Annotated in this window: 25 protein-coding genes; 19 read left to right on the top strand and 6 right to left on the bottom strand. The window is 64.2% G+C overall.

Annotated features, from left to right (window positions below):
• Positions 1–97: 97 nt before the first annotated feature.
• Complete coding sequence (locus CXY73_RS18015; protein ID WP_104178508.1) at positions 98–1,282, bottom strand: acetyl-CoA C-acetyltransferase; 1,185 nt, start codon at positions 1,280–1,282, stop codon at positions 98–100.
• Between the two features lie 534 nt (positions 1,283–1,816).
• Here CXY73_RS18015 and ispG point away from each other — a divergent pair.
• The 10 genes from ispG to rbfA all read left to right on the top strand — a co-directional run bounded on the left by ispG (position 1,817) and on the right by rbfA (position 11,245).
• Positions 1,817–2,971 carry a flavodoxin-dependent (E)-4-hydroxy-3-methylbut-2-enyl-diphosphate synthase gene (gene ispG, locus CXY73_RS18005; RefSeq protein ID WP_199184386.1) on the top strand — a complete coding sequence of 385 codons (1,155 nt, stop codon included), beginning with the start codon at positions 1,817–1,819 and terminating at the stop codon, positions 2,969–2,971.
• Positions 2,972–3,131: 160 nt separating this feature from the next.
• Positions 3,132–3,383, top strand: a complete 252-nt coding sequence (locus CXY73_RS18000) for a type II toxin-antitoxin system Phd/YefM family antitoxin (protein WP_104140047.1) — start codon at positions 3,132–3,134, stop codon at positions 3,381–3,383.
• Entirely contained in the window at positions 3,380–3,637 is a 258-nt protein-coding gene (locus CXY73_RS17995) for a Txe/YoeB family addiction module toxin (protein WP_104139846.1), read from the top strand. Before CXY73_RS18000 ends, CXY73_RS17995 begins: the two co-directional genes overlap by 4 nt.
• A gap of 56 nt (positions 3,638–3,693) precedes the next feature.
• A complete protein-coding gene (locus CXY73_RS17990; RefSeq protein ID WP_104139843.1) occupies positions 3,694–3,999 on the top strand; it encodes a winged helix-turn-helix domain-containing protein in 306 nt (101 codons plus the stop codon).
• A gap of 10 nt (positions 4,000–4,009) precedes the next feature.
• Positions 4,010–4,246, top strand: coding sequence for a hypothetical protein (locus tag CXY73_RS17985; RefSeq protein ID WP_104139840.1), 237 nt, complete (start codon positions 4,010–4,012; stop codon positions 4,244–4,246).
• 97 nt (positions 4,247–4,343) lie between these two features.
• Positions 4,344–6,107 (top strand): proline--tRNA ligase, encoded by a 1,764-nt coding sequence (locus CXY73_RS17980; protein WP_104178507.1) that lies wholly within the window; start codon positions 4,344–4,346, stop codon positions 6,105–6,107.
• A 187-nt stretch (positions 6,108–6,294) separates the two neighbouring features.
• Positions 6,295–7,332, top strand: a complete 1,038-nt coding sequence (gene nusA / locus CXY73_RS17975; protein ID WP_104139834.1) for a transcription termination factor NusA — start codon at positions 6,295–6,297, stop codon at positions 7,330–7,332.
• Between the two features lie 8 nt (positions 7,333–7,340).
• Complete coding sequence (locus CXY73_RS17970) at positions 7,341–7,598, top strand: YlxR family protein (RefSeq protein ID WP_104139831.1); 258 nt, start codon at positions 7,341–7,343, stop codon at positions 7,596–7,598.
• Between the two features lie 76 nt (positions 7,599–7,674).
• Positions 7,675–10,500, top strand: coding sequence for a translation initiation factor IF-2 (infB, locus tag CXY73_RS17965; protein ID WP_104178506.1), 2,826 nt, complete (start codon positions 7,675–7,677; stop codon positions 10,498–10,500).
• A 238-nt stretch (positions 10,501–10,738) separates the two neighbouring features.
• Entirely contained in the window at positions 10,739–11,245 is a 507-nt protein-coding gene (gene rbfA, locus CXY73_RS17960; RefSeq protein ID WP_104139825.1) for a 30S ribosome-binding factor RbfA, read from the top strand.
• A 55-nt stretch (positions 11,246–11,300) separates the two neighbouring features.
• On the opposite strand, the gene CXY73_RS17955 is transcribed toward rbfA, so the two are convergent.
• The gene (locus tag CXY73_RS17955; RefSeq protein ID WP_104178505.1) at positions 11,301–11,813 is read right to left on the bottom strand and encodes a dihydrofolate reductase; all 513 of its coding nucleotides are present in this window, start codon (positions 11,811–11,813) and stop codon (positions 11,301–11,303) included.
• Positions 11,810–12,844, bottom strand: coding sequence for an A/G-specific adenine glycosylase (locus CXY73_RS17950; protein ID WP_104178504.1), 1,035 nt, complete (start codon positions 12,842–12,844; stop codon positions 11,810–11,812). Before CXY73_RS17950 ends, CXY73_RS17955 begins: the two co-directional genes overlap by 4 nt.
• A gap of 23 nt (positions 12,845–12,867) precedes the next feature.
• Here CXY73_RS17950 and CXY73_RS17945 point away from each other — a divergent pair, with 23 nt between their 5' ends.
• Positions 12,868–13,479, top strand: coding sequence for a hypothetical protein (locus CXY73_RS17945; protein ID WP_104178503.1), 612 nt, complete (start codon positions 12,868–12,870; stop codon positions 13,477–13,479).
• On the opposite strand, the gene CXY73_RS17940 is transcribed toward CXY73_RS17945, so the two are convergent.
• Positions 13,476–14,489 carry a ketopantoate reductase family protein gene (locus tag CXY73_RS17940; RefSeq protein WP_104178502.1) on the bottom strand — a complete coding sequence of 338 codons (1,014 nt, stop codon included), beginning with the start codon at positions 14,487–14,489 and terminating at the stop codon, positions 13,476–13,478. The genes CXY73_RS17945 and CXY73_RS17940 overlap by 4 nt on opposite strands.
• Positions 14,490–14,546: 57 nt before the next feature.
• On the opposite strand from CXY73_RS17940, the gene truB reads away from it, so the two are divergent.
• The 4 genes from truB to CXY73_RS17920 all read left to right on the top strand — a co-directional run bounded on the left by truB (position 14,547) and on the right by CXY73_RS17920 (position 17,306).
• Entirely contained in the window at positions 14,547–15,491 is a 945-nt protein-coding gene (gene truB, locus CXY73_RS17935) for a tRNA pseudouridine(55) synthase TruB (RefSeq protein ID WP_104178501.1), read from the top strand.
• Entirely contained in the window at positions 15,488–15,856 is a 369-nt protein-coding gene (locus CXY73_RS17930) for a hypothetical protein (protein WP_104139807.1), read from the top strand. Before truB ends, CXY73_RS17930 begins: the two co-directional genes overlap by 4 nt.
• 77 nt (positions 15,857–15,933) lie before the next feature.
• Positions 15,934–16,374 carry a hypothetical protein gene (locus CXY73_RS17925; RefSeq protein WP_104139804.1) on the top strand — a complete coding sequence of 147 codons (441 nt, stop codon included), beginning with the start codon at positions 15,934–15,936 and terminating at the stop codon, positions 16,372–16,374.
• Complete coding sequence (locus CXY73_RS17920; RefSeq protein ID WP_104178500.1) at positions 16,371–17,306, top strand: bifunctional riboflavin kinase/FAD synthetase; 936 nt, start codon at positions 16,371–16,373, stop codon at positions 17,304–17,306. The genes CXY73_RS17925 and CXY73_RS17920 overlap by 4 nt, the downstream gene beginning before the upstream one ends.
• A gap of 13 nt (positions 17,307–17,319) precedes the next feature.
• On the opposite strand, the gene CXY73_RS22110 is transcribed toward CXY73_RS17920, so the two are convergent.
• Positions 17,320–17,538 carry a PLDc N-terminal domain-containing protein gene (locus tag CXY73_RS22110; RefSeq protein ID WP_104139798.1) on the bottom strand — a complete coding sequence of 73 codons (219 nt, stop codon included), beginning with the start codon at positions 17,536–17,538 and terminating at the stop codon, positions 17,320–17,322.
• Between the two features lie 174 nt (positions 17,539–17,712).
• Between CXY73_RS22110 and CXY73_RS17910 the strand changes: the two genes are divergently transcribed.
• Both CXY73_RS17910 and CXY73_RS17905 read left to right on the top strand, forming a co-directional pair.
• Entirely contained in the window at positions 17,713–18,360 is a 648-nt protein-coding gene (locus tag CXY73_RS17910; RefSeq protein WP_104178499.1) for a ScbR family autoregulator-binding transcription factor, read from the top strand.
• Positions 18,361–18,412: 52 nt separating this feature from the next.
• Entirely contained in the window at positions 18,413–19,636 is a 1,224-nt protein-coding gene (locus CXY73_RS17905) for a CynX/NimT family MFS transporter (RefSeq protein ID WP_104139792.1), read from the top strand.
• Positions 19,637–19,645: 9 nt separating this feature from the next.
• Here CXY73_RS17905 and CXY73_RS17900 read toward each other — a convergent pair whose 3' ends face one another.
• Positions 19,646–20,590 carry an ROK family protein gene (locus CXY73_RS17900; RefSeq protein ID WP_104139789.1) on the bottom strand — a complete coding sequence of 315 codons (945 nt, stop codon included), beginning with the start codon at positions 20,588–20,590 and terminating at the stop codon, positions 19,646–19,648.
• A 135-nt stretch (positions 20,591–20,725) separates the two neighbouring features.
• Between CXY73_RS17900 and CXY73_RS17895 the strand changes: the two genes are divergently transcribed.
• Complete coding sequence (locus CXY73_RS17895; RefSeq protein ID WP_104139786.1) at positions 20,726–21,670, top strand: sugar-binding transcriptional regulator; 945 nt, start codon at positions 20,726–20,728, stop codon at positions 21,668–21,670.
• A gap of 33 nt (positions 21,671–21,703) precedes the next feature.
• Complete coding sequence (gene deoC, locus CXY73_RS17890) at positions 21,704–22,717, top strand: deoxyribose-phosphate aldolase (protein WP_104178498.1); 1,014 nt, start codon at positions 21,704–21,706, stop codon at positions 22,715–22,717.
• The last annotated feature ends 1 nt before the right edge of the window (position 22,718 follow it).

Here is a 22,718-nt window from a genome sequence, read left to right as displayed (position 1 = left end):
CATCTGGACCAAATCCGCGGAACAAATCCTCGAATCCCTCAAACGACTTCTACAACGAACTTCCGACGCAGGACACTAGCTGGCGCTGGCGGGCGCCTTACCGGGACAGCAGGAGGGCCTCGCCCTGGCCGCCGCCGCCGCACAGGGCCACCGCAGCCTTGCCGGAGCCGCGCCGCGACAGTTCGAGAGCAGCGTGCAGGGCGATACGCCCGCCGCTCGACCCGATTGGGTGGCCGATCGCGATGCCGCCGCCGTGAATGTTCACCACGTCGGAAGACACCCCGAGCAGCTTGGACGACTGGTGGACAACGGAGGCGAACGCCTCGTTGATCTCGACCAGATCGAGGTCGGCGGCGGTCCAGCCCTCGCGCTTCAGCGCGTGCGCGATGGCATTGGCCGGCTGGGAGTGCAGGGAGTTGTCGGGGCCGGCGACCTGGCCGTTCGCCTTGATCACGGCGAGCCACGGCAGGCCGTGCTTTTCGGCCCAGGCGCGGCTGGTCACAACGACAGCGCTCGCACCATCACTCAAGGGAGCGGCGTTTCCGGCGGTGATGCTCCCTGCCGGGTCGAACGCCGGACGCAACCGGCCGAGCGTCTCGGTCGTGCTATCGGCCCGCACGCCCTCATCGGTGCTGGTCATGAGCGGCTCGCCCTTACGCTGCGGCACGCTGATCGGGGTGATCTCGTCGTGGAACACGCCGGCGGCGCCGGCTGCGGCGGCACGCTGGTGCGACGCTGCAGCGATTTCGTCCTGCTCGAGGCGGGTCTGGCCGAGCCGGGCGTTGGCGCGCTCAGTCGAGAGCCCCATCGAGAGCCCATCGAACGCGTCGGTGAGTCCGTCGTGCGCGGCATGGTCGAGCGCCGACACGGTTCCGTAGTTCCAGCCCTGGCGGGAACCCGGCAATAGGTGGGGCGCGCGGGACATGGACTCCTGGCCACCGGCCACGACGACATCCGCTTCACCGAGCCGCACCAGACGGGCGGCATCGATGACCGCGGCCAACCCGGAGAGACAGACCTTGTTGAGCGTCATGGCCGGTACGTTCCACGGGATGCCTGCTGCGACGCTGGACTGCCGGGCCGGGTTCTGCCCGCAGCCAGCCTGCAAGACCTGCCCCATGAGCACGAAGTCCACCTGATCCGCAGCGACTCCGGCGCGGACGAGGGCGCCCGCGATGGCCGCGGCGCCGAGGTCGACGGCGGTGAGGGACGAGAGCTGCCCGTTCACGCGTCCCTGCGGGGTGCGCGATCCGGCCAGAATTACAACGTCGGTTTCGGTCATGGGGACTCCTTTGTCAATGAGGTGATGTTTTCAGCATATTGGCCATGTCTGGGTATCGGTTCACGGTCCCCTTGGCAGTAACGATGGTTGTCCATAGATTTCTGACACCTGAACCACCTGTCAGGTTCTGCGCCACAGCTCTCCCCACCCCAACACATCAGAACGAGAAGCACCCCAACGCATCAGAACGAGAGGCAAATTTCATCCGGGTAACAAAGTTGTTCCTGGCTCCGGCGGTCAGCACCGCCCGGGCCCTGACCCTGGTCGGCTGCGCACCAACGACCACGTCAGTGACAACCGGAGACGAGGACTCCACCACCACGCCTTCCGTTCCGGCCGCCAGACCTACGAAGACGTCGCGACAGCCGGAGCCTTCATCGGCGACCGGGCTGACTGAGCTGGAATTGGACAACTGCGGCCACTCGCCGCACCTCGAACACCCGGCTGAGTTTCTTGCGACACTGCTGGCCCAGCTGGAGCGGTAACCCGAGGTGGCATTCAGCTTGTCCGGGTGTCGGCAACTAAGCTAGGCAAGTGGCTGCAATCAATTTGGGGATGCCCAAAGTACCTGAGGTACTCGCTCCCAGACGTAAATCCCGTCAGATCAAGGTCGGTAAGGTTCTGGTCGGTGGCAATGCTCAAGTGAGCGTGCAATCGATGACGACTACCCCGACCACCAACATCAACGCGACGCTTCAGCAGATCGCCGAACTCACAGCGAGCGGATGCGACATCGTGCGCGTCGCTGTCCCCACCCGGGATGACGCAGAGGCTCTGCCGATCATCGCCAAGAAAAGCCAGATTCCGGTCATCGCAGACATCCACTTTCAGCCGAACTATGTCTTCGCCGCGATCGACGCCGGCTGCGCCGCCGTACGAGTGAACCCGGGCAACATTCGCAAGTTCGACGACCAGGTCGGCAAGATCGCCGCCGCCGCCAAGGCCGCCGGCGTGAGCCTGCGCATCGGGGTCAATGCCGGCTCGCTCGAGCCGAGCCTGATGCAGAAGTACGGCAAGGCCACGCCGGAAGCGCTCGTGGAGAGCGCAGTCTGGGAGGCGAGCCTGTTCGAGGAGCATGACTTTCACGACTTCAAGATCTCGGTCAAACACAACGACCCGGTGATCATGGTGAAGGCCTACCGCCTGCTCGCCGAGCGTGGCGATTGGCCGCTGCACCTCGGCGTGACCGAGGCCGGTCCGAGCTTTCAGGGCACCATTAAAAGCGCGACTGCGTTCGGTTTGCTGCTCGGCGAGGGAATCGGCGACACCATCCGAGTATCGCTCAGCGCTCCGCCGGTCGAAGAGATCAAGGTCGGCCTGCAAATTTTGCAGTCACTCAATCTACGCGAACGCAAGCTTGAGATTGTCTCTTGCCCCAGTTGCGGCCGGGCACAAGTGGATGTCTACAAGCTCGCCAATGATGTCACCGATGGGCTCGAAGGCATGACCGTGCCGTTGCGGGTGGCGGTCATGGGTTGCGTCGTCAACGGACCGGGCGAAGCCCGCGAGGCTGACCTCGGTGTTGCGAGCGGCAATGGCCGGGGCCAGATCTTTGTGCGCGGCGAGGTCATCAAGACCGTTCCGGAGTCCGAGATTGTGGCCACGCTCATCGAAGAGGCCAACCGCCTCGCCGCCGAGATGCCGGCCGCCGAGCTCGGCAGTCCCACGGTGTCCGTCGGCGCGAAGTAGCCGATCCGCGCGAACTTGATTGGCGTCAGGAAAGCCGTCTGCTTACAGATACGTGAGTTTCACGGGTGGCACCTTCCGATCACGCGAGCAGCGATTATGGTTCGCGATTGCCCGTTGCCCTGACTTCGCGTACAATTTCTTGTACGTCGAAGGAGAGAATATGAAAACAATCACCTATTCGGAGTCGCGGGCAAACTACGCGGCGACGCTCGACTCTGTGCTGGACGATCGCGAGGAAGTCATCATTACGAGAGCGGGCCGAGACCCGGTCGTTCTCGTTGCCCTCGATGATTACGAATCTCTTAAGGAGACGGCCTATCTCTTGCGCAGCCCTGCTAATGCTCGCCGCTTACTGGGCTCCATTGAGCGCCTTGAAGCTGGCCAGGGTGCTGAGCACGATCTCGCCGAATGAGGCTGGTCTGGGATGAGCGTGCCTGGCAGGACTATCTGTACTGGCAGACGCAAGACCGCAAGATCGTCAAGCGGATCAACGCCTTACTCAACGACATTCAACGCAATGGCAACGACGGAAACGGCAAACCCGAAGCGTTGAAGTACGGCTTTCGCGGATACTGGTCTCGAAGAATCACCGACGAACACCGACTGATCTACAGGGTGACGGACGATCAGACCCTCATCGCCCAGTGCCGCTACCACTACGAGTAACGCTTGCATTTCTGACAGGTGTCATAATATATTTACACCTGTCAGGAGGCGTTGTTATGAACATGGAACAGCTCAGCGCGACCCTCGCAGCGGTCGCCAGCCCGCAGCGCATGTTGATTCTGGCCGAATTGCAGGGCGGGCGCGTGCACGTCAGCGAGCTGGCACGACGCGTCGGAATGTCGCGGGCGCTGCTCTACATGCACCTCGCGAAGCTTGAGGGTAGCGGATTTGTAACCACGTCGCTGGAGCTCTCTCCGGAGGGAACCGCTCTCAAGCACGTCGCGCTCGCTCCATTCTCAATCACCGTCACCATCGTTACCATCGCCGATGCCGTGGCAAACGCCGCGGCATCATCCCATTAAAGGAATCACCATGGATTATGCCTTCGCTTTTCTGGTCCCCATCGTCGCGATCATCGGCGGAATCACTTACTCAATTTTCAATCAGTACTTCAAAACTCGTCGCCACGTGGCAGAGGCAGAAGGGTCGCCGGCGCTGAGGGAAGCGCTGGCTAGGAGTAACGAGATTAATGCCGCGCTGTTGGAGAAATTGACCGCAATGGACTCTCGGCTGGGCGCGATCGAGCGCACCCTGAGCGAGGTCGGCTGAGCCGGTTCGGTGACGTCGCTCGTAGCCATCGATGAAATCGATCACCAGCACCGCGCCCGTGGGGGAGCGCTCGGCGGCGCGCGCGTAAGGTAGACGGGTGCCTACACGTCTCTCCAACTACTTCCTCCGTACTCTCCGCGAAGACCCCTCCGACGCCGAGGTGACCAGCCACCGCCTGCTCGTGCGGGCCGGCTACATCCGCCGCCAGGCCCCGGGCATTTTCGCCTGGCTGCCGCTCGGCCTCCGGGTGAAAGCAAAAGTGGAGCGCATCATCCGTGAAGAGATGACGGCGGCCGGCGCGCACGAGGTACATTTTCCGGCCCTGCTGCCGCGCGAGCCCTACGAGCTGACCGGCCGCTGGGATGAATACGGCGAGGGCTTGTTTCGTCTGAAAGACCGCAAGGGCTCCGACATGCTGCTCGCGCCGACCCACGAAGAGGTCTTCGCGCTGCTCGTCAAGGACCTGTACAGCAGCTACAAGGACCTGCCGCTGTCGATTTACCAGATTCAGGACAAGTACCGCGACGAGGCACGCTCGCGCGGCGGACTGCTGCGCGGCCGCGAATTCACCATGAAGGACGCCTACTCCTTCGACTACACCGACGCTGGCCTAGACGTAAGCTACCAGTTGCAGCGCGACGCCTACGAGCGCATCTTCAACCGGTTCGGCCTCAAATACGAGATCGTCCAAGCGGATGCCGGCGCCATGGGTGGTTCCAAGAGCGAAGAGTTCCTGCACCCCACCCCGGTCGGAGAAGACACCTTCGTGCGCAGCGCGAGCGGCTACGCGGCCAACATCGAGGCGTTTCGTACCCTCGTTCCGGAAGACAAAGACTTCAGCGCGCTGCCCGCTGCGCAAGTCTTCGATACCCCGAACACCCCGACCATTCAGACGCTCGTCGACAAGGCCAACGCCGAGCACCCCCGCCTCGATGGTCGCGACTGGACGGCAGCCGATACCCTCAAGAACGTCGTGCTCGCGCTCACGAGCCTTGACGGCACCCGTGAACTCATCGCGATCGGCGTTCCCGGCGACCGCGAGGTCGACCTTAAGCGTGTCGAGGTCGCCTTCGCCCCCGCCGAGGTGGAAGCCGCCAACGAGGGAGACTTCGCTAAGAACCCCGGCTTGGTCAAGGGCTATATCGGCCCGTGGGGAGCGGACGGCGCCGTTCTCGGCGCGAAATCGACCACCGGTATCCGTTTTCTGGTCGACCCGCGCGTGGTCTCCGGAACCGAGTGGATCACCGGCGCCAACGAAGAGAGCCGGCACGTGTTCGGCCTCGTCGCCGGCCGCGACTTCGCCATTGACGACGTCGTCGAGTCCTCCGACGTGCGCGCCGGCGACCCGGCCCCCGACGGCTCTGGCCCGGTCGAACTCATTCGCGGCATGGAAATCGGGCACGTGTTTCAGCTCGGTCGCAAGTACGCCGAGGTGCTCGGTCTCAAGGTTCTCGACGAGAACGGCAAGCTGGTCACGGTCACGATGGGTTCATACGGCATCGGTGTCACCCGCATTCTCGCGGTCATCGCCGAACTCAACAACGACGCAAAGGGCTTGATCTGGCCCGAATCGGTCACTCCGTTCGACGTGCACGTGATCGCCACAGGCCGGGACGAGATCGTCTTCGACACCTCGGAAGCCGTCGTCGCCGCGATCGAAGCCACCAATCGTGAGGTGCTCTACGATGACCGCCGCAAGGTCTCGCCGGGCGTCAAATTCGGTGACGCCGAGCTCATCGGTGTGCCGTGGATCGTCATCGTCGGCCGCGGCGCTGCCGACGGCATCGTCGAGCTGTGGAACCGCCGCACCGGCGACCGGGAGCAGGTCGACGTCGCCGACGTGGCCAAACACTTCGTCTAAGAAACGTTTGATCGAGAACGGATGCTGCCAGCCAACTGAGCCGGCAGCATCCGTTCTGCAGAGAACCAGCGCTGGACCAACCCACGGCGGGGAGAATGGGTGACGGGACGCCGCAGATTCGAGTACCGTAGTATCCAGCCCGCTGCGCGGTTTCGCGGCGGCAAGATCTGAATAGAGGAGGCCGGCCATGGACATCGACCTCAGTGTTTTGCGGCTACTGGAGCGCGAAAAAGAGATTCCCTTCGAGGAACTCGTGCAAATCATCGAACAGGCGATTCTGACTGCCTATGTCAAGCACATCCAGCAAGACGTGTCGAAGCTCGAAGCTTCGAAGATTGCTGAAGCCAAGCACGATATTCAGGAGGTGCCCGAAGCGCGCGTCGTTCTCGACCGCAAGTCCGGGCACGTGGACATTTTCATTCCCGAGCACGACGACGACGGCAACGTCATCGGCGAAGCTGTCGACAACACCACCGACTTTGGTCGCATCGCTGCCTTCGCCGCCAAGCAGGTCATCAACCAGCGTCTGCGTGATCTGGCCGATGACGCTGTTCTCGGTGAATTCAAGGGCCGCGAGGGTGACATCGTCGCCGGAATTATTCAGCAGGGCCCAAACCCCCGCATGATTCACGTCGACCTCGGCACCATCGAAGCGATCATGCCCCCTGAGGAGCAGGTTCCCACTGAGAGCTATGTGCACGGCGCGCGCATTCGCGTGTTCGTGACGGCCGTCGGTCGTGGGCTCAAGGGCCCGCAGATCACCGTATCGCGCACCCACCCCTCGCTCGTGCGCAAGCTGTTTGCACTCGAGGTGCCCGAGATCGCCAGCGGAGTCGTCGAGATCGTCTCTCTCGCCCGCGAAGCCGGCCACCGCACCAAGATCGCCGTGCGCGCCACCGAACCCGGCGTGAACGCCAAGGGTGCCTGCATTGGCGAGCTCGGCCAGCGCGTGCGCGCCGTGACTGTTGAGCTCAACAACGAGAAGATCGACATCGTCGACTTCTCGCCGGACCTCGCTACCTTCGTCGCGAGCGCTCTGTCGCCGGCCAAGGTGACGAGCGCCTACGTGATCGACGAGTCGATCAAGGCTGTGCGTGCGCTCGTACCCGACTACCAGCTATCGCTCGCGATCGGCAAAGAGGGCCAGAATGCGCGCCTCGCAGCCAAGCTGACCGGTGCGAAAATCGACATCCAGCCGGACAGCATTCTGGAGGATGCCGAATAAGGGGTACGATGAATTCCGTTAGAACGTGTATTGGCTGCCGTTCGCGCGCCCCTCGATCCTCACTTTTGCGGATCGTTGCTGGGAAATCAGAAGTTGTGGTGGATGAAACCGCCACAATCCCCGGTAGAGGTGCGTGGCTGCACGCCCGCGACTCGTGCTTTCTGGATGCCGTGAGGCGCCACGCTTTCGGGCGTGCTTTTCGCGTGACCAGGTCACTGGACGCGAAACAACTAGAGAACAGGCTGAATTGGCTTATGGACAACTAATGAGCGGCTCGAAATGAGACCCGTCCGTTATTAACGGTCTGCCCCTTTCCGGGTGCAGACCCGGAACAGGAGAATTGTGGCTGCGAAACCACGCGTACACGAGATCGCTACTGAGCTCGGAGTCGACAGCAAGGTAGCACTTGCTAAATTGAAGGAAATGGGCGAGTTCGTAAAAGGACCGTCTTCCAGTGTTGAACCGCCAGTAGCACGTCGCCTTCGCGCTGCGCTTCAGGCGGAAAGTGCCGCAGCGAAGGCTGCCACCCCGCCGCCCGCCGCTGGAGCTGCTGCCACCCCGGCAACGCCTGCTCGTCCGAGCCACGGCGCGAAGCCGGGTGCTCGCCCGGGCCCCAAACCGGCCGCCGAGCCCGCTGCTCCGGCCGTCGCCCCGGCAGCGGATGCTGCGCCCGTTCCGGTGGCGCCGCTCACCGTCGCCGAGCGCCAGGCTCAGGCCGCTGAGAAGGCCGCAGCTGCTGAGAAGGCCGCAGCCGCCGAGGGTGACAAGCTCAACAACGGCACCTCCGAAGCGAAGTCCACGGAGGGATCGGCTACGCCGGTCAAGCCGGGCATGCCTCGCCCGGGAGCTGCACGACCGGGTAACAACCCGTTCGCCAGCAACCAGGGCATGGGTCAGCGTCCAGCTCAGCCGCCGCGTCCGGGGAACAACCCGTTCGCGAGCGCACAGGGCATGGGCCAGCGCCCCGCAACACCTACTCCCAGCAACATTCCGCGCCCTGCGGCTCCTCGCCCCGGCGCCCCCCGCCCCGGTGGACCTGGCCAGGCGGCACGCCCGACCGGATTCGGTCAGCGCCCAGGCGCCTTCCAGCGTCCCGGCGGCGCCCCGGGTGGAGCCGGTGGAGCACGCCCCGGATTCACGCGTCCCGGAGCTCCTGCCGGAGCCCCCGGTTTCGGCCCGCCCCGGCCTGCCGGCGGAGGAGGCGGTGCCGGTCGCGGTCGTGGCCCGGGCGGTGGCACAGCTGGTGCCTTCGGTCGCGGTGGCGGCAAGAACAAGGCGCGCAAGTCGAAGCGTACGAAGAGAGCAGAGTTCGAGCTGCGCGAGGCCCCGTCGCTGGGTGGAGTATCCGTACCGCGCGGCGACGGTGGAACAGTTGTTCGTCTTCGCCGCGGAGCATCCATCACGGACTTCGCTGACAAGATTGACGCGAGCCCCGGAAACCTTGTGACCGTGCTGTTCCACCTCGGTGAAATGGCCACGGCAACGGAATCCCTCGACGAGGCCACATTCGACGTGCTCGGCAGCGAGCTCGGTTACAAGATTCAGATGGTCTCGCCCGACGATGAAGACCGTGAGCTGCTGCTCGCGTTCGATATCGACATCGATCAGGAACTCGCAGACGAAACCGACGAAGACCTCGCGATTCGTCCTCCCGTCGTCACCGTCATGGGCCACGTCGACCACGGTAAGACCGCGCTGCTTGACGCGATCCGTAACGCCAAGGTCGCCGAGGGCGAAGCCGGTGGTATCACGCAGCACATCGGTGCGTACCAGATCATCACCGAGCACGAGGGCATCGACCGTGCCATGACGTTCATCGACACACCGGGTCACGAGGCATTCACCGCTATGCGTGCTCGTGGTGCGCAGGTCACCGACATCGCGATCCTCGTGGTCGCTGCCGACGACGGCATCATGCCGCAGACGATTGAGGCGCTCAACCATGCCCAGGCCGCCAACGTGCCGATCGTGGTTGCAGTGAACAAGATCGATAAGCCCGGAGCCAACCCGCAGAAGGTACGTCAGCAGCTCACCGAATTCGGCCTCGTCGCCGAAGAGTACGGCGGAGACGTCATGTTCGTCGACGTGTCGGCCAAGAACAAGACCGGTATCAAGGAAATTCTTGACGCCGTACTCCTGGTCGCCGATGCCGCACTCGACATGCGCTCCAACCCGAACAAAGATGCCCGCGGTGTCGCCATCGAGGCTCGCCTCGACAAGGGCCGCGGCGCGGTGGCAACCGTGCTCATCCAGTCCGGAACGCTGCACGTCGGAGACTCCATCGTCGCCGGAACGGCCTATGGCCGTGTTCGTGCGATGGCCGACGAAAACGGCGTTGCCGTTCTCGCCGCCACGCCGTCTCGCGCAGTTCAGGTGCAGGGTCTGTCGAGCGTTCCCCGCGCCGGCGATACCTTCCTCGTCATCGAGGAAGACCGCACCGCCCGTCAGATCGCCGAAAAGCGTGAAGCCGCCGAGCGCAACGCACTGCTGGCCAAGGCCCGCAAGCGCATCAGCCTCGAAGACTTCACCCGTGCCCTCGAAGAGGGCAAGGTCGAGTCGCTCAACCTCATCATCAAGGGTGACGTTTCCGGTGCCGTTGAGGCGCTGGAAGAGTCGCTGCTCAAGATTGAGGTCGACGATTCTGTGCAGCTGCGCATCATTCACCGTGGTGTCGGTGCTGTCACGGAGAGCGACGTCAACCTCGCGACCGTCGACAACGCCATCATCATCGGGTTCAACGTTCGCCCGGACACGAAGGCCCGCGAGCGTGCTGCTCGCGAAGGCGTCGACGTGCGCTTCTACTCCGTCATCTACTCCGCCCTCGAGGACATCGAGAGTTCCCTCAAGGGAATGCTCAAGCCCGAGTACGAAGAGATCCAGAGTGGTATTGCCGAAATTCGCGAGGTCTTCAGCTCGTCGAAGTTCGGAAACGTCGCCGGTGTCATCGTGCGCTCCGGTACCATCACCCGAAATGCCAAGGCTCGAGTTATTCGCGAGGGCATCGTGGTGGGGGACAACCTGGGTATCGAGTCGCTGCGTCGTTTCAAGGACGATGTCACCGAGGTTCGTACGGACTTCGAGTGTGGTATCGGACTGGGCAAGTTCAACGACATCCGAATTGGCGATGAGATCGAGACCATCGAGATGAAGGAGAAGCCGCGCGTCTAGCGTTGGTTTTGGGGGGTCGGGCTCGTATTTCGGGTCAGGCCCCGCACGGGGTCAGATCTGCGCAAATTTCCTCCGAAAAGGAAAGAGCGGGGACTCCCACCCCGATTCCCTGCTGTGCATATTAACAGCGGGGAAAATTTACTCCGCCCTTTCGTTGGGTAAGGAGCATCCGTTTAATGCGGTGAAAAAGTACAGAATGACCGGGCGCTTTGGCGGCCGGCTAACAAGGAGTATTGCAATGGCAGATCCGGAACGCGCCAGAAAAATGGCGGACCGCATTAAGGTCATCATCGCCAAGCGGCTGGAGCGCGGCTTGCGCGATCCCAGGCTCGGGTTTGTGACCATCACGGACGTGAAGGTGACCGGGGATCTGCAGCACGCCTCGGTGTTCTACACCGTCTATGGCTCGATCGAGGAACGCACGGACAGCGCAGCTGCGCTCAAGGCCGCAACCGGCCTGATGCGCAGCGAGGTCGGTAAGAACATCACGGCACGGCTCACCCCGTCGATCGAGTTCATCGCCGACGGTATTCCGGAGAACGCCGCGCTCATTGACGACCTACTGCGTGAGGCCCACGATCGCGATACCGCGACCGAGGACAGCAAAGGCACTGCGACCTATGCCGGCGACGCCGACCCGTACAAGAAACCGCGCGACTACGACCTCGAAGACGACGAGGCCGTTGAGGCCGACGACTCTGACGATCTCGACGCGCCCGACACTGCCAGCACCGGCAGGCACTAGAACCATTTCGGTACCTTCGACCGGGCCGGGGTCCGGAAAGGTTTAAGGATGCGGGTTATGGGGCTGGATCCGGTTCGGGGACGCGCTGGTAGCGCGCGAAACGGTAGCTCAGGCCTTCGCTGGAGCGGAGCCATCCGCTGGTTGGATTGGTGTCTACAAGGCTCCAAGCGGCGGTTAGGGCTGGGGCGAGCGTGTCGCCGGCGAACTGTTCGTCGATCTCGGTCAGCTCGAGTGTGTCGGCGTGGCAAAGGGCGAGGCGAAAGATTTCGGCGCCGCCGATCACCCAGACCGGCCCGGCGGCAATCGCGAGTGCGTCGTCGAAGCTGTGCACAGCAAATGCCCCGGGCGCGTCCCAGTCACGTTGGCGCGTGACCACGACGTTGTGGCGGCCCGCAAGAGGACGGAAGCGTTTGGGAATCGATTCCCAGGTGCGCCGACCCATGACGACGGCGCCACCTCGCGTGACGGAACGAAAGTGGGCGAGGTCCTCGGGCAGCTGCCAGGGCAGGCCGCCGTCGGCTCCGATCACACCCCCACGGCTTTGCGCCCAGATTAGACCGATGCTCATAATATTCCGTCGAGCAGGGTATAGCCGTCGGGAGAGTCGACCGCGAGGCCGTCGGCTACGAGGCTGTGCAGTGCGCGCTGCAGCTGAGCCGCGTCGGGCCAGAGCGAGTCAATCTCGGCGTCCGTCACGCCGCGGTGGGTAGAGCGCAGCTCGGCCATGATCAGGCCGCGCACCTGCCGGTCACTGCCCGCGAACTTCTTCTGCACGGTCTTGCGCGTTCCGGTGTATTCGGGATAGTCGAGGGCCCGCCAGGCACAGTCATTCCGGATCGGGCAGATGTCGCAGTTCGGACCGCGGCTGGTGCAGACGACCGCGCCGAGTTCCATGATCGCTGCGTTGAACAGCGCCGCCTCGAGGGCGCTTTGCGGCAAGAGAGCACCCATCGCCTCGAGGTCACGACCGCGGCTGGGGGGTGCGGGTTCCCCTGAACCGGCGATGGCACGGGCGATCACCCGCCGCGTGTTGGTATCGACGACCGGATGCCGGTGGCCATACGCGAACGCTGCCACCGCGCGCGCGGTGTAGTCCCCGATCCCGGTCAGGGCGAGCAGCGCATCGATGTCGGAGGGCACAACGCCGCCGTGTTGCTCGGTGATCTGCACGGCGGCAGCGTGCAACCATAAGGCGCGTCGCGGGTACCCGAGGCTGGACCAGGCGCGCACCGCCTCGCTTGGCGGCACCGCAGCGAGATCGGCGGGTGTCGGCCACCGCGCCAGCCACTCCTGCAGCCGGGGGATGACCCGGTTCACCGGGGTTTGTTGCAGCATGAATTCGCTCACCAGGATTCCCCAGGCGCCGAATCCCTCGCGGCGCCATGGCAGGTCGCGGGCGTTCGCCAGGAACCAGGCGTTGAGCGTGGTGCTGATATCCGCTGCTCGGTAGCCTGCGGCGCTGCCGCGAGCCGTCCTACTGCCGGCCGCCGTGCCAACAACGACTTCAGGAGCTGCGTTGTCTCCGGTTCCAGCAGTTGTGACGGGCACATCGGGCGCGTTCTTCAACGCGGCGGTATGACTCGAGGGCGCGATGTTCATCCGTTCTAATCTAGGCTCGTTTCATGAAGCTGGTTTCCACACCCCGGATCGAATTTCTGCGCACCCTGGCCGCCGAGATTCTGCACAATTACGGCCGAGGTCGCACGATCATTGCCGTCGACGGCAATGAGAGAGCGGGTCGCGTCAGCTTCGCCGACGACCTCGCGGCCGTCTTCCGCGAGAGCGAACACCCCACGTTTCGAGCCAGCCTACGTAATTTTCAGCACTCGCGCGCCGAGCAACAGCGCCTCGGCGGAGACCGCCTCGATGTTTCGGAGCGGTTGTATCGGGTCGGATACGACTACTCGACACTGCGCCGCGTACTCGTCGAACCCTTTCGCCTGGGCGGCAGTACCGGGTTCGTCACCGAAGAATTCGACCCCGACCGGGATGCCTGGATTCAACCGACCTGGCAAACCGCCCCGGCCGACGCCATTCTCATCGTTGACGGTGCCTACAGCAATCGACCGGAGTTGCACGGGCTGTGGCTGTTCAGCGTACTGCTCGAATCGGTGTCAGGAAGCGAATCCGACCGGCAGTACCTCGCCGATGTGCACCCGCGGGACATAGTCTCGGCGGTCGTCGACAACACCAACGCCGACCTTCCACGTCGGGTCTTAACCGACCGCTGCTAGTGGCTGGTGGTGGTGAGCTGATCGAACTGGGCCACGACCTCGTCTGGTTTCAGGAATACCCGGCTGCTCTCCACCTCGTGCACCAGCGCGGTCAGGAGAGCGTTGACCGGTGCCGGTCTTCCCGCCAGCTCGGCCTGACGCACGACAGCACCGTTGAGGTGGTCGATTTCGGTCAGGTGGGCCCGCTTGATGCTCTGCAGGGTCGACCCCAGATTGGCGACCGCACCCATTTTTGCGCCCATGCGCAGCGGCAAGGTCTGTCCGAGGGCCATCGGCAGCCGTGCGAACACGCGCAGGCTGCGATCGCTCATCCCCTGCAGGGACCCAAAGGTGACGTAGCGAGCCATGCCCACCTGCACGGTCTCCTGCATGCTTGCGGTCAGAATTCGGCGCAGCGGTGCATCGGCGATGACCGCCTGCACGCTCAGCCCGGTGATGGCCGGCAAAGCGTTGAGCATGTTCACTACGAGCTTGGTCCACTGGGCGCCCACGAAGTTGTCAGTGGCGACAGTGGGAAACGCCTCGTCCAGCACCGCCTGCCAGTGCTGGGTGGCAGCATCTGCTTTGCCGTCACCGCGACCGAGGTAGCTCGATGCTGAGGTGGTGACCCGCACGCGACCCGGCCCAATGTAATGCGCGGCGATGAGGGTGAGCAGACCGAAGCATTCCGAGTTCGGCAGCAGGTTCTGGGCTATTCGCAGCCCGTCGAGCCCGTTCTGCACGACGATCACCGGTGAGCCGTCGAGCGGCTCGGCATTCTCGGCGATGGCGGCCGTGGCATCCTGCGCCTTCGTGCAGACCAGTGTCAGATCCGGAGTTTCGGTCAGAGTCTCCTGCACCTGCACGCGGCATTGCGCATCCCCGTATCCTCCGGTGAGTCGGATTCCGTTCTCTTGAATCAGAGACCTGGCCACCGCGCGGGCCGTGATGGTGAGATCGTGGCCGGCCCGGGCGAGCAGGGTCGCGTAGAGACCGCCCAGGGCGCCGGCGCCGATCACAGCAATTTGCATAGCCCCAGCCTAGATTGCGTTTCGGGCGAGGGCGTTCCACGCTGGTACCCTCTAGAAGTGACTAGCGGCCTCCTCCTCATTGACAAGGCGCAGGGCTGGACGAGCCATGACGTTGTCGCCCGAACCCGGCGCCTGGCCGGAACCCGCAAGGTCGGCCACGCCGGTACCCTCGACCCGATGGCCACCGGCCTGCTCGTGCTCGGCATCGACAGCGCAACTCGGCTTCTCACCTACGTGGTCGGTCAGGGCAAGGAATACCTCGCGACCATTCGCTTGGGACAGTCCACCACGACTGATGACGCCGAGGGCGATGAACTCACTCGCGCACCGGTTGAACAAGTCGCCGCGATCACCCCCGAAGCAGTGGCCGCCGGCATTGAAAACCTCACCGGCGATATCAGCCAGCAGCCGAGCGCCGTCAGCGCCATCAAGGTAGACGGAAAGCGGGCCTACGCCCGGGTACGTGCCGGCGAAGACGTGCAGCTGCCCTCGCGCCCGGTCACGGTGAGTGGTTTCGAACTGTTCGCAAGCACGCCCGGCGACGGTTTTCTCGACCTCGAGGTGCGCGTCGAGTGCAGCTCCGGCACCTACATTCGTGCGCTCGCCCGCGACCTCGGTGTGGCGCTCGGCGTTGGCGGCCACCTCACCGTTCTGCGCCGCACCAGAATCGGCCCGTTCCGCATCGAGAACGCTGCTACCCTCGAGCAGATCAATGTCGTCGCCAACCTCATTTCTCCAGCGGATGCCGCCACCCGGCTGCTGGCGCGTCTCGACCTGTCCGCGGAGCAAGCCATCGACCTCGGACATGGCAAACGCATTACCGTGAAGGAAGACACCACCCGCACCGGTCCGGTCGCCGCCATTGCACCGGATGGCCGCCTGGTCGGACTGGTCGAGTATCGCGGCGGCCAGGCCAAGTCGCTGCTGAACTTTCCGCCAGATCTTCCTGGCAAAATAGCCGAGCCGCCGGCATCCGTCATCGAACCGGAACAGGGCTCATGATCGAATGGTTTACCTGGCTGCAGCTGGGAATCGCCGTGCCCGGCGGAGTGCTCTGCGTCATCCTCGGCCTGCTGGGACGCAAACCCACCGACCTCACCATGGGCGCGGCCGCCCTCGTCGAATTGCTGCTCATCGTGCAGCTTGCTGCCGCGATTGCGGCGCCACTGGCCGGCAACGACGCCACCGGCAGTCTGCTCGAGTTTTACACCTACCTGGTCAGTGCCATTGCGCTGCCGGTCGTGGCCGGATTCTGGGCGCTGGTCGAGCGTAGCCGCTGGAGCACCGTCATCCTCGGTGTGAGCTGCCTGTCTGTCGCCGTCATGCTCTACCGCATGAACCAGATCTGGAACGTTCAGGGGAGCTGACCCGGTTCCGGCTGCCTCGCGGAAGCTGCAATAATTATTTAACCAGATGACGAGTGAGTTATGACTACAACAGAGCGATGACAGAATCCCCGACTGAGAAGCCCGCCTCCGCCAAGCGGGTGAGGGGCGTCGGTCGACTCCTCATCGCCGTTTATGGCGTGCTGGCCCTCGCCGCCACCGGCCGGTCCTTCGTACAAATCGTGCGAGCCTTCGATGAAGCCCCGCTCGCCTATGCCTTGTCTGCTCTCGCCGCGGTGGTCTACATCGTGGCCACGGTGGCCCTGATGCGGCGCAGCATTCGCTGGTATCGCATCGCCTGGATCACGATCAGCTTTGAAATGCTTGGCGTACTCGTCGTTGGCACCCTGAGTCTGGTTGATCCGGCGCTGTTCGAGCACGCGACCGTCTGGTCGATCTACGGCAGTGGATACCTCTTTATTCCCCTCGTGCTGCCTCTGCTGGGCATGTGGTGGCTCGCCCGCCACCGCGTCGCGCCCGTGAGCGAGGGGCGCGCATGAAGATTCTGAACGGTGTCGAGTCCGTACCGAGCGACTGGCCCGACTCGGCCGTGAGCATCGGAAAGTTCGATGGCGTGCATGCCGGACACCGTGCGGTCATCACCGAGCTCCAGACCGTCGCCGAGCGCGAGCAGCTGGCGGCCGTCGTCGTGACGTTCGACCGGCATCCGCTCGCCCTGCTCTCGCCGCAAAACTGCCCGAGCACGCTCGTCAGCGCAGAGCAGAAACTCAAACTGATCGCCGAGACCGGGGTTGACGCGACCCTGTTGCTCGAGTTCAACCACGCCCTGTCAAGCCTGCCACCGCGCGAGTTCATCGAAAGCATTCTGGTCACCGCTCTGCACGCCCGGTTCGTGCTCGTCGGTTGTGACTTTCGATTTGGAGCCAAGGGGGCCGGTGATGTTGCCCTGCTGCGGCAACTCGGCCTCGAATACGGCTACACCGTTGGACTGATCGAGGACGTGAAACCCGACGGTGAACGGCGGGTCTCGTCCACCTGGATTCGCGAATTGCTCGCCACTGGTGCGGTGCGTGCGGCTGGAGACCTGCTTTGTCATCTGCCGACCGTGCGAGGCATGGTGGTACACGGCGCAGCCCGCGGCCGCGAGCTGGGTTTTCCCACCGCGAACCTGTCCGCCGATTCCGAGGGGCTGATTCCGGCCGACGGCGTCTACGCCGGTTGGCTGACGGATGCCGGTGCTCGCTATCCGGCGGCGATTTCGGTTGGCAACAATCCCACCTTCGACGGAGTGGCACAGAAGCAGGTCGAGGCCTACGTGCTCGATGAGACCGAGTTAGACCTCTACGACCGCGTCGTCGACGTTGCGTTCGTTGAGCGGATTCGCGGCATGGTCGCCTACGTGGGCATCGACCCGCTGATCAAACAGATTCGCGACGACGTGGCGCGGGTGCGCACGATCCTGGGCCCGTAATTCCGGGCCTGGTTTAGTCCAGTCGGAGCCGGTTACCGACGGCGAACCAGGCGGTCGCGCCGAACACCGGGGCGAGCAGCACAGCGAGAACCCAGTTGGTGCGCTTGGTTGGACTCAGGTGTGCGGCACGCCCGATCTGCATGATGGCGACGAGGGAAAGAGTGAGCACGACCAGCCCGGCGAGTACTGCCACCAGGATGCCGACCCAGTCGTGAACGCCGATGTTCTCCATGCCCAAAACCATACCAAACAGTATGTTTATTGTTGCGCGCAATGAGGTATTGGTGATTGGAGACTGGCACGTGGGCATAGCCCCAAAAGGGGGTGCGGTCGAGGCCCTCGGGGGATTCGAGGGGGGTCGTCGCCCCCGGTATTCTAGAAACTCGAGCATTTTCCGGGAGATCCAATGTCACAACAAGTACGAGCGATCGAAACGCGCGCCGCGATAATTCGCGGTGCAGCAGCGGCCTTTGAGCAGCGCGGTTACGGGAGCACGTCCCTTGCACAGGTCAGCAGTGCGGCTGGCGTCACCAAGGGCGCCCTGTACTTCCACTTCGATTCCAAAGAAGCTCTCGCCCTCGCCATAATCGCCGCGCAGCACGCGGCATCGGCGGCGGCCGGCCAGAAACTGCTCGATGACAACTACCCCGGTTTGCACGCCCTCGTATCGATGTCCTATGAGCTCGCGCGTCAGCTGCGCGACGACCTCGTCGTGAGCGCCGGAATTCGTTTGACCATCGAAGCGGTGAATTTTTCCACCCCCGTGGCCGGGCCCTACCTCGACTGGATGGTTGCCTGCGAGGAATTCCTCGGCCGGGGGATGGCCTCCGGCGATATCAACCCCGATCTGGACGTTCGTGCGGCCGCCCACTTCTGTACAGCGGCCTTCACCGGCGTGCAGGTCGTCTCCGATGTGCTGACCAAACGGGCCGACATCGACCAGCGTCTCACTGAGATGTGGGCCATGCTGCTGCCAGCCCTCGTCGCTCCCGAACGCTGGGAGGAGCTGAAAGACCTCCCCGAGCGTATCCGGCGGGAGCGCGCGGGGCTGTAGCCGTCGCATCCGCTCGGCTGGCCGGGCCTGCCCCGCGCCCTAGACTGACCGAGTGACTATCGCAGCCCCCAGCCCCCTCTGGCCGGGACGCGGCCTGGCCCTGCTGGGCATCATTCTGGTCGCGGCAAATCTCCGGAGTGCGGTTACCGCTCTCTCGCCGATTGTCGCCGAGATCAACGTCGATATTCCGCTCAGCGCGGTATCCCTCGGCGTGCTCGGCATGCTTCCGCCCGTTTGTTTTGCCGTTTTCGGCATCTTCACCCCAATGATCAGCCGTCGCCATGGCCTCGAATTGCCCCTCGTGCTCGCCGTCCTGGCGATCCTGGTCGGTCATTTCACTCGCGGGGTATCCGGCTCGATCACCATGCTCATCATCGGCAGTGTCATCGCCTTCGCCGGCCTCGGCGTTGGCAATGTGCTCCTGCCGCCGCTGGTCAAAAAATACTTTCCGGACCGGATCGGCCTCGTCACGTCCCTGTACGCCACCGTGATGTCGCTGAGCACCCTGGTTCCTCCGCTCATCGCCGTTCCGGTGGCGGATGCCGCGGGCTGGCGAATTTCGCTCGGCATGTGGATGCTGCTGGCTCTGCTGGCGCTGGTGCCGTGGATCACCATGCTCGTGCGGCACCGTACCGAGCAATCGCCAAGCCCCGTGGTCGACGAGGCCGATGCGGCCATTCTCGGTCGACTGTGGCGATCCTCGATCGCCTGGGCCATCGCCGGCGTGTTCGCGACCTCGTCGCTCAACGCCTATGCCATGTTCGCTTGGCTGCCACAGCTCCTCGTCGACGCAGCGCAGGTGACTCCTACCCAGGCGGGGACGCTCCTCGCGGTCTACGCCGGCATGGGCATCCCGTGCGCCCTGATCATTCCGATCCTCACCGCCCGCCTGAAGAACATCGGCCCACTCGTCTACGTGGGCGTATTCGCGTTCGTGATCGGCGACCTGGGGCTAATGTTCCTACCGAAGACCATGACCTGGCTCTGGGTGTCGCTGGCCGGGCTTGGGCCAATGTTCTTCCCGCTGGCTCTTGTGCTCATCAACCTGCGCACCCGCACCCACGCCGGTGCGGTTGCACTCAGCAGCTTTGTGCAGGGTATCGGTTACACACTCGGTGCCCTGGGTCCGCTGGTTTTTGGCCTGTTGCATGAACTGAGCGGTGGGTGGACCTGGCCGATGGTCTTTCTCCTCGTAACGGCGCTTGCCGTGCTCGTTGCTGGAGCGGTGATCGGTCGACCGCACATGCTCGAGGACGACCTGGCACGCTCCCGCTGAGCCAGGCGGCTACGGCACCAATTCTGCGCGGTGAATCAACGCCGCAGCGCCGATCAGCGGGCCGTCGCCCGAGAGAGCCGAGTGCACCAGGCGTACCCGGGTTGCGTAGGCGAATTGCACGCGTTCCAGGATCGCCGCGCAGGCGAAATCCAGCAGGTCGGGGGTGACATTCGAGAAACCACCACCAATGGCGACCATGTCGAGGTCGAGCAGCGTCGCCGCGGAGGCGATCGCCTGGCCGAGGGCCCGGCCGCTGCGCTTCACGGCCAGAATCGCGATCGGGTCGGCTGCCGCGTAGGCCGCCGCTAGGTCCTCGCCGGACTCGCCGGTGAAGCCCTGAGATCTGGCCCAGGCGACGGTTTTCGGCCCGGAGGCGATCGCCTCAATGCAGCCGGTTCCGCCGCAGGCGCAGGCATCCAAGAAGCCGCCGACCTCGATATGGCCGATATGGCCGGCATTGCCCGTTGGCCCGGATACCGTGACGCCGCCGAGAATCAAGCCGCCACCGACACCGGTCGACACGATCATGCCCATCAGGTTGTCGACGCCCCGGCCCGCACCCACCCAGTGTTCGGCTAGCGTGATGCACAGGCCGTCCATGCGCAGTCGCACGTCCAGACCGGGAACCAGCCCGGCCACGAGCTCCTGGAGCCCAAACTCGCGCCATACCGGCAGATTCAGCGGCGACACCGCCCCCGCACCCAGGTGAATCGGCCCGGCACAGCCGATGCCGACTCCGATCAGGGGATAGCCCAGCGGCACGCTCGCGAGGGTCGCCAGAATGACAGTTCTGACAGCGGATGCGAGCTGCTCACTGGTCGCGCTGGCCCCGGTCGTCGCGCGGTGCCGGCTGCTCGGAAGCACTGTGCCTCGGTCGTCCACGAGTGCGGCTTCGACCTTGGTCCCCCCAACGTCGACGGCGAGAACGTACTCGAAGGCTTCACTGGTGCGCATGCACTGATCGTATGGGATGGGTCCGCTCAACGCGCCAGCGGTGGCCGCTGCTCAAGAGAGCAAGATCGCCTACAGCTGTTGATTCGCGCGTCGGGCTCACGTAGGCTGAATTCGAAAGATTGGACCGTGAACCGTATGAGTGACACCGACGAACTCCTCTCCATCCGCGCGGCCGAGTTGTACTACGAAGAAAACCAGACCCAGGATGAGATCGGTGTCATTCTGCGCCTCACCCGCTGGAAGGTTGGCCGGCTGCTCGCGAGCGCCAAGGCCAACGGCTTCATCCGCATCGAAATCGTGCACCCGCGCGCCCGGCGACTACCGATCGAACGCCGCTTACGCGAATCGACCGGCTTGACCGACGCGATCGTGGTCTCCTCCGCCGGGGTGTCGAGCGACGCTGAGCTGCAGTCGCGTACCGCGCAGGCCGCCGCCGACTATCTCACGAGCCTCCGCCCGATTCCACGCACGCTCGGCATCAGCTGGGGTCGCACCCTGCACGACGTGTCCCTGCACCTCAAACAGGGCTGGGCGCCGGGAGTGAACGTGGTGCAGATCAACGGTGGCGTCAGCCTGAATCAGCGCACCGGCACCGCGGCATCCACTGCGGTGACCATCGCGCACAAGGCCGACGGGTCGGCCACTCTGCTGCCCAGCCCGGCCATCTTCGAACGCCTTGAAACCAAACAGGCGATGGAGGCCGACCGCACGGTTGCCGGGGTGCTTGCCCTGGCCCGCAATGCCCAGGCCTACGTCTTCAGCGCCGGTCAAGCAGATGCAAATTCCGCCCTGGTCGATAGCGGCTACCTGACGGTCGCCCAGATCGACGACCTCGTGACGCGCGGTGCAGTCGGCGACGTTGTCGGCCGCTACATCGATCAAAACGGCCGAATCGTCGACCCCGAACTCAACGAACGCACGGTCGGCATTCAGCTCGACCAGTTGCGGCGCGCCCCGCTCACCATCGCCGTCATTTCCGGACGCTCCAAACACGCCATCGCCCGCGCCGTCGTGCGCAACGGGCTGTGCACCGTTCTGGTGACCGACGAAGACACCGCGAACGCCCTCCTCCAAGACTGAAGATACCCGTGCCACCGCTCAAAAGGACACCCCATGACCAGTAGCCCCTTGGCCACCTACCAACCCGATCAGCGCGCCCTCGCGTTGATCGGCGGGGAAGCCACCGACGCCAACCTGCGCCGGTACCTGCACGGCATCCCCGGAATCGACGCCGTCGGCCTCGAAGCCCGCGCTGCCGACCTCGGTACCCGCTCGATCAAGACCAGCTCCAAGCGCTGGGCGATCGACACCATTATTGGACTGATCGACCTCACCACCCTCGAAGGAGCCGACACCCCTGGCAAGGTGCGTTCGCTCGTCGCCAAGGCGCTGGTACCTGACCCTGGTGACCCCGGCTGCCCGCGCGTCGCCGCGGTCTGCGTCTACGGCGACATGGTCGGCACGGCCGTCGTTGCGCTCGGCGCTGCCCACGCCAACGGCGGCACCGAGGGAGTCAACGTGGCCGCCGTCGCCACTGCTTTTCCCAGCGGACGCGCATCGATTAGCGTCAAGCTCGCTGATGTGCGCGCCTCGGTCGCCGCCGGCGCCGACGAGATCGACATGGTCATCGACCGTGGCGCCTTTCTGGCCGGCCGATTCGGCCAGGTTTACGACGAGATCGTGGCTGTGAAAGATGCCTGCCGCCGCGCCGACGGATCGATGGCTCACCTCAAGGTCATCCTCGAGACCGGCGAACTGAACACCTACGACAACGTGCGCCGCGCCTCCTGGCTGGCCATTTTGGCTGGCGGAGACTTCATCAAGACCTCCACCGGCAAGGTAACCCCGGCTGCGACGCTGCCGGTGACGTTGTCGATGCTTGAGGTCGTGCGCGACTGGCACCGCCTCACCGGCGTGCGCATCGGAGTGAAGCCGGCCGGCGGCATCCGCACCTCGAAGGACGCCATCAAGTACCTCGTGACAGTCGCCGAAACCGTGGGGGAGGAGTGGCTCGTACCGCACCTGTTCCGGTTCGGCGCGTCCAGCCTGCTGAACGACGTGCTATTGCAGCGCCAGAAGATGGCGACCGGGCACTACTCCGGCCCCGACTACGTGACGATTGATTAGG

Source organism: Cryobacterium sp. Y50 (assembly GCF_002929805.1).
Taxonomy (GTDB): Bacteria; Actinomycetota; Actinomycetes; order Actinomycetales; family Microbacteriaceae; genus Cryobacterium.
Note: the sequence above shows the minus strand (reverse complement) of the source record. Positions and strands in the feature narration are given on the sequence as shown.

Bases quoted from the DNA above. Each gene is read 5' to 3' on its own strand.
- CXY73_RS17955 (WP_104178505.1), bottom strand. From the start codon at position 11,813: ATGAGCATCGGTCTAATCTGGGCGCAAAGCCGTGGGGGTGTGATCGGA.
- CXY73_RS22110 (WP_104139798.1), bottom strand. From the start codon at position 17,538: ATGGAGAACATCGGCGTTCACGACTGGGTCGGCATCCTGGTGGCAGTA.
- CXY73_RS17925 (WP_104139804.1), top strand. From the start codon at position 15,934: ATGACAGAATCCCCGACTGAGAAGCCCGCCTCCGCCAAGCGGGTGAGG.
- CXY73_RS18000 (WP_104140047.1), top strand. From the start codon at position 3,132: ATGAAAACAATCACCTATTCGGAGTCGCGGGCAAACTACGCGGCGACG.
- CXY73_RS17920 (WP_104178500.1), top strand. From the start codon at position 16,371: ATGAAGATTCTGAACGGTGTCGAGTCCGTACCGAGCGACTGGCCCGAC.
- CXY73_RS17970 (WP_104139831.1), top strand. From the start codon at position 7,341: ATGAATTCCGTTAGAACGTGTATTGGCTGCCGTTCGCGCGCCCCTCGA.
- CXY73_RS17900 (WP_104139789.1), bottom strand. From the start codon at position 20,590: ATGCGCACCAGTGAAGCCTTCGAGTACGTTCTCGCCGTCGACGTTGGG.
- rbfA (WP_104139825.1), top strand. From the start codon at position 10,739: ATGGCAGATCCGGAACGCGCCAGAAAAATGGCGGACCGCATTAAGGTC.
- CXY73_RS17950 (WP_104178504.1), bottom strand. From the start codon at position 12,844: ATGAACATCGCGCCCTCGAGTCATACCGCCGCGTTGAAGAACGCGCCC.
- CXY73_RS18015 (WP_104178508.1), bottom strand. From the start codon at position 1,282: ATGACCGAAACCGACGTTGTAATTCTGGCCGGATCGCGCACCCCGCAG.
- CXY73_RS17995 (WP_104139846.1), top strand. From the start codon at position 3,380: ATGAGGCTGGTCTGGGATGAGCGTGCCTGGCAGGACTATCTGTACTGG.
- deoC (WP_104178498.1), top strand. From the start codon at position 21,704: ATGACCAGTAGCCCCTTGGCCACCTACCAACCCGATCAGCGCGCCCTC.
- nusA (WP_104139834.1), top strand. From the start codon at position 6,295: ATGGACATCGACCTCAGTGTTTTGCGGCTACTGGAGCGCGAAAAAGAG.
- CXY73_RS17990 (WP_104139843.1), top strand. From the start codon at position 3,694: ATGAACATGGAACAGCTCAGCGCGACCCTCGCAGCGGTCGCCAGCCCG.
- CXY73_RS17895 (WP_104139786.1), top strand. From the start codon at position 20,726: ATGAGTGACACCGACGAACTCCTCTCCATCCGCGCGGCCGAGTTGTAC.
- CXY73_RS17930 (WP_104139807.1), top strand. From the start codon at position 15,488: ATGATCGAATGGTTTACCTGGCTGCAGCTGGGAATCGCCGTGCCCGGC.
- CXY73_RS17910 (WP_104178499.1), top strand. From the start codon at position 17,713: ATGTCACAACAAGTACGAGCGATCGAAACGCGCGCCGCGATAATTCGC.
- CXY73_RS17985 (WP_104139840.1), top strand. From the start codon at position 4,010: ATGGATTATGCCTTCGCTTTTCTGGTCCCCATCGTCGCGATCATCGGC.
- CXY73_RS17945 (WP_104178503.1), top strand. From the start codon at position 12,868: ATGAAGCTGGTTTCCACACCCCGGATCGAATTTCTGCGCACCCTGGCC.
- CXY73_RS17940 (WP_104178502.1), bottom strand. From the start codon at position 14,489: ATGCAAATTGCTGTGATCGGCGCCGGCGCCCTGGGCGGTCTCTACGCG.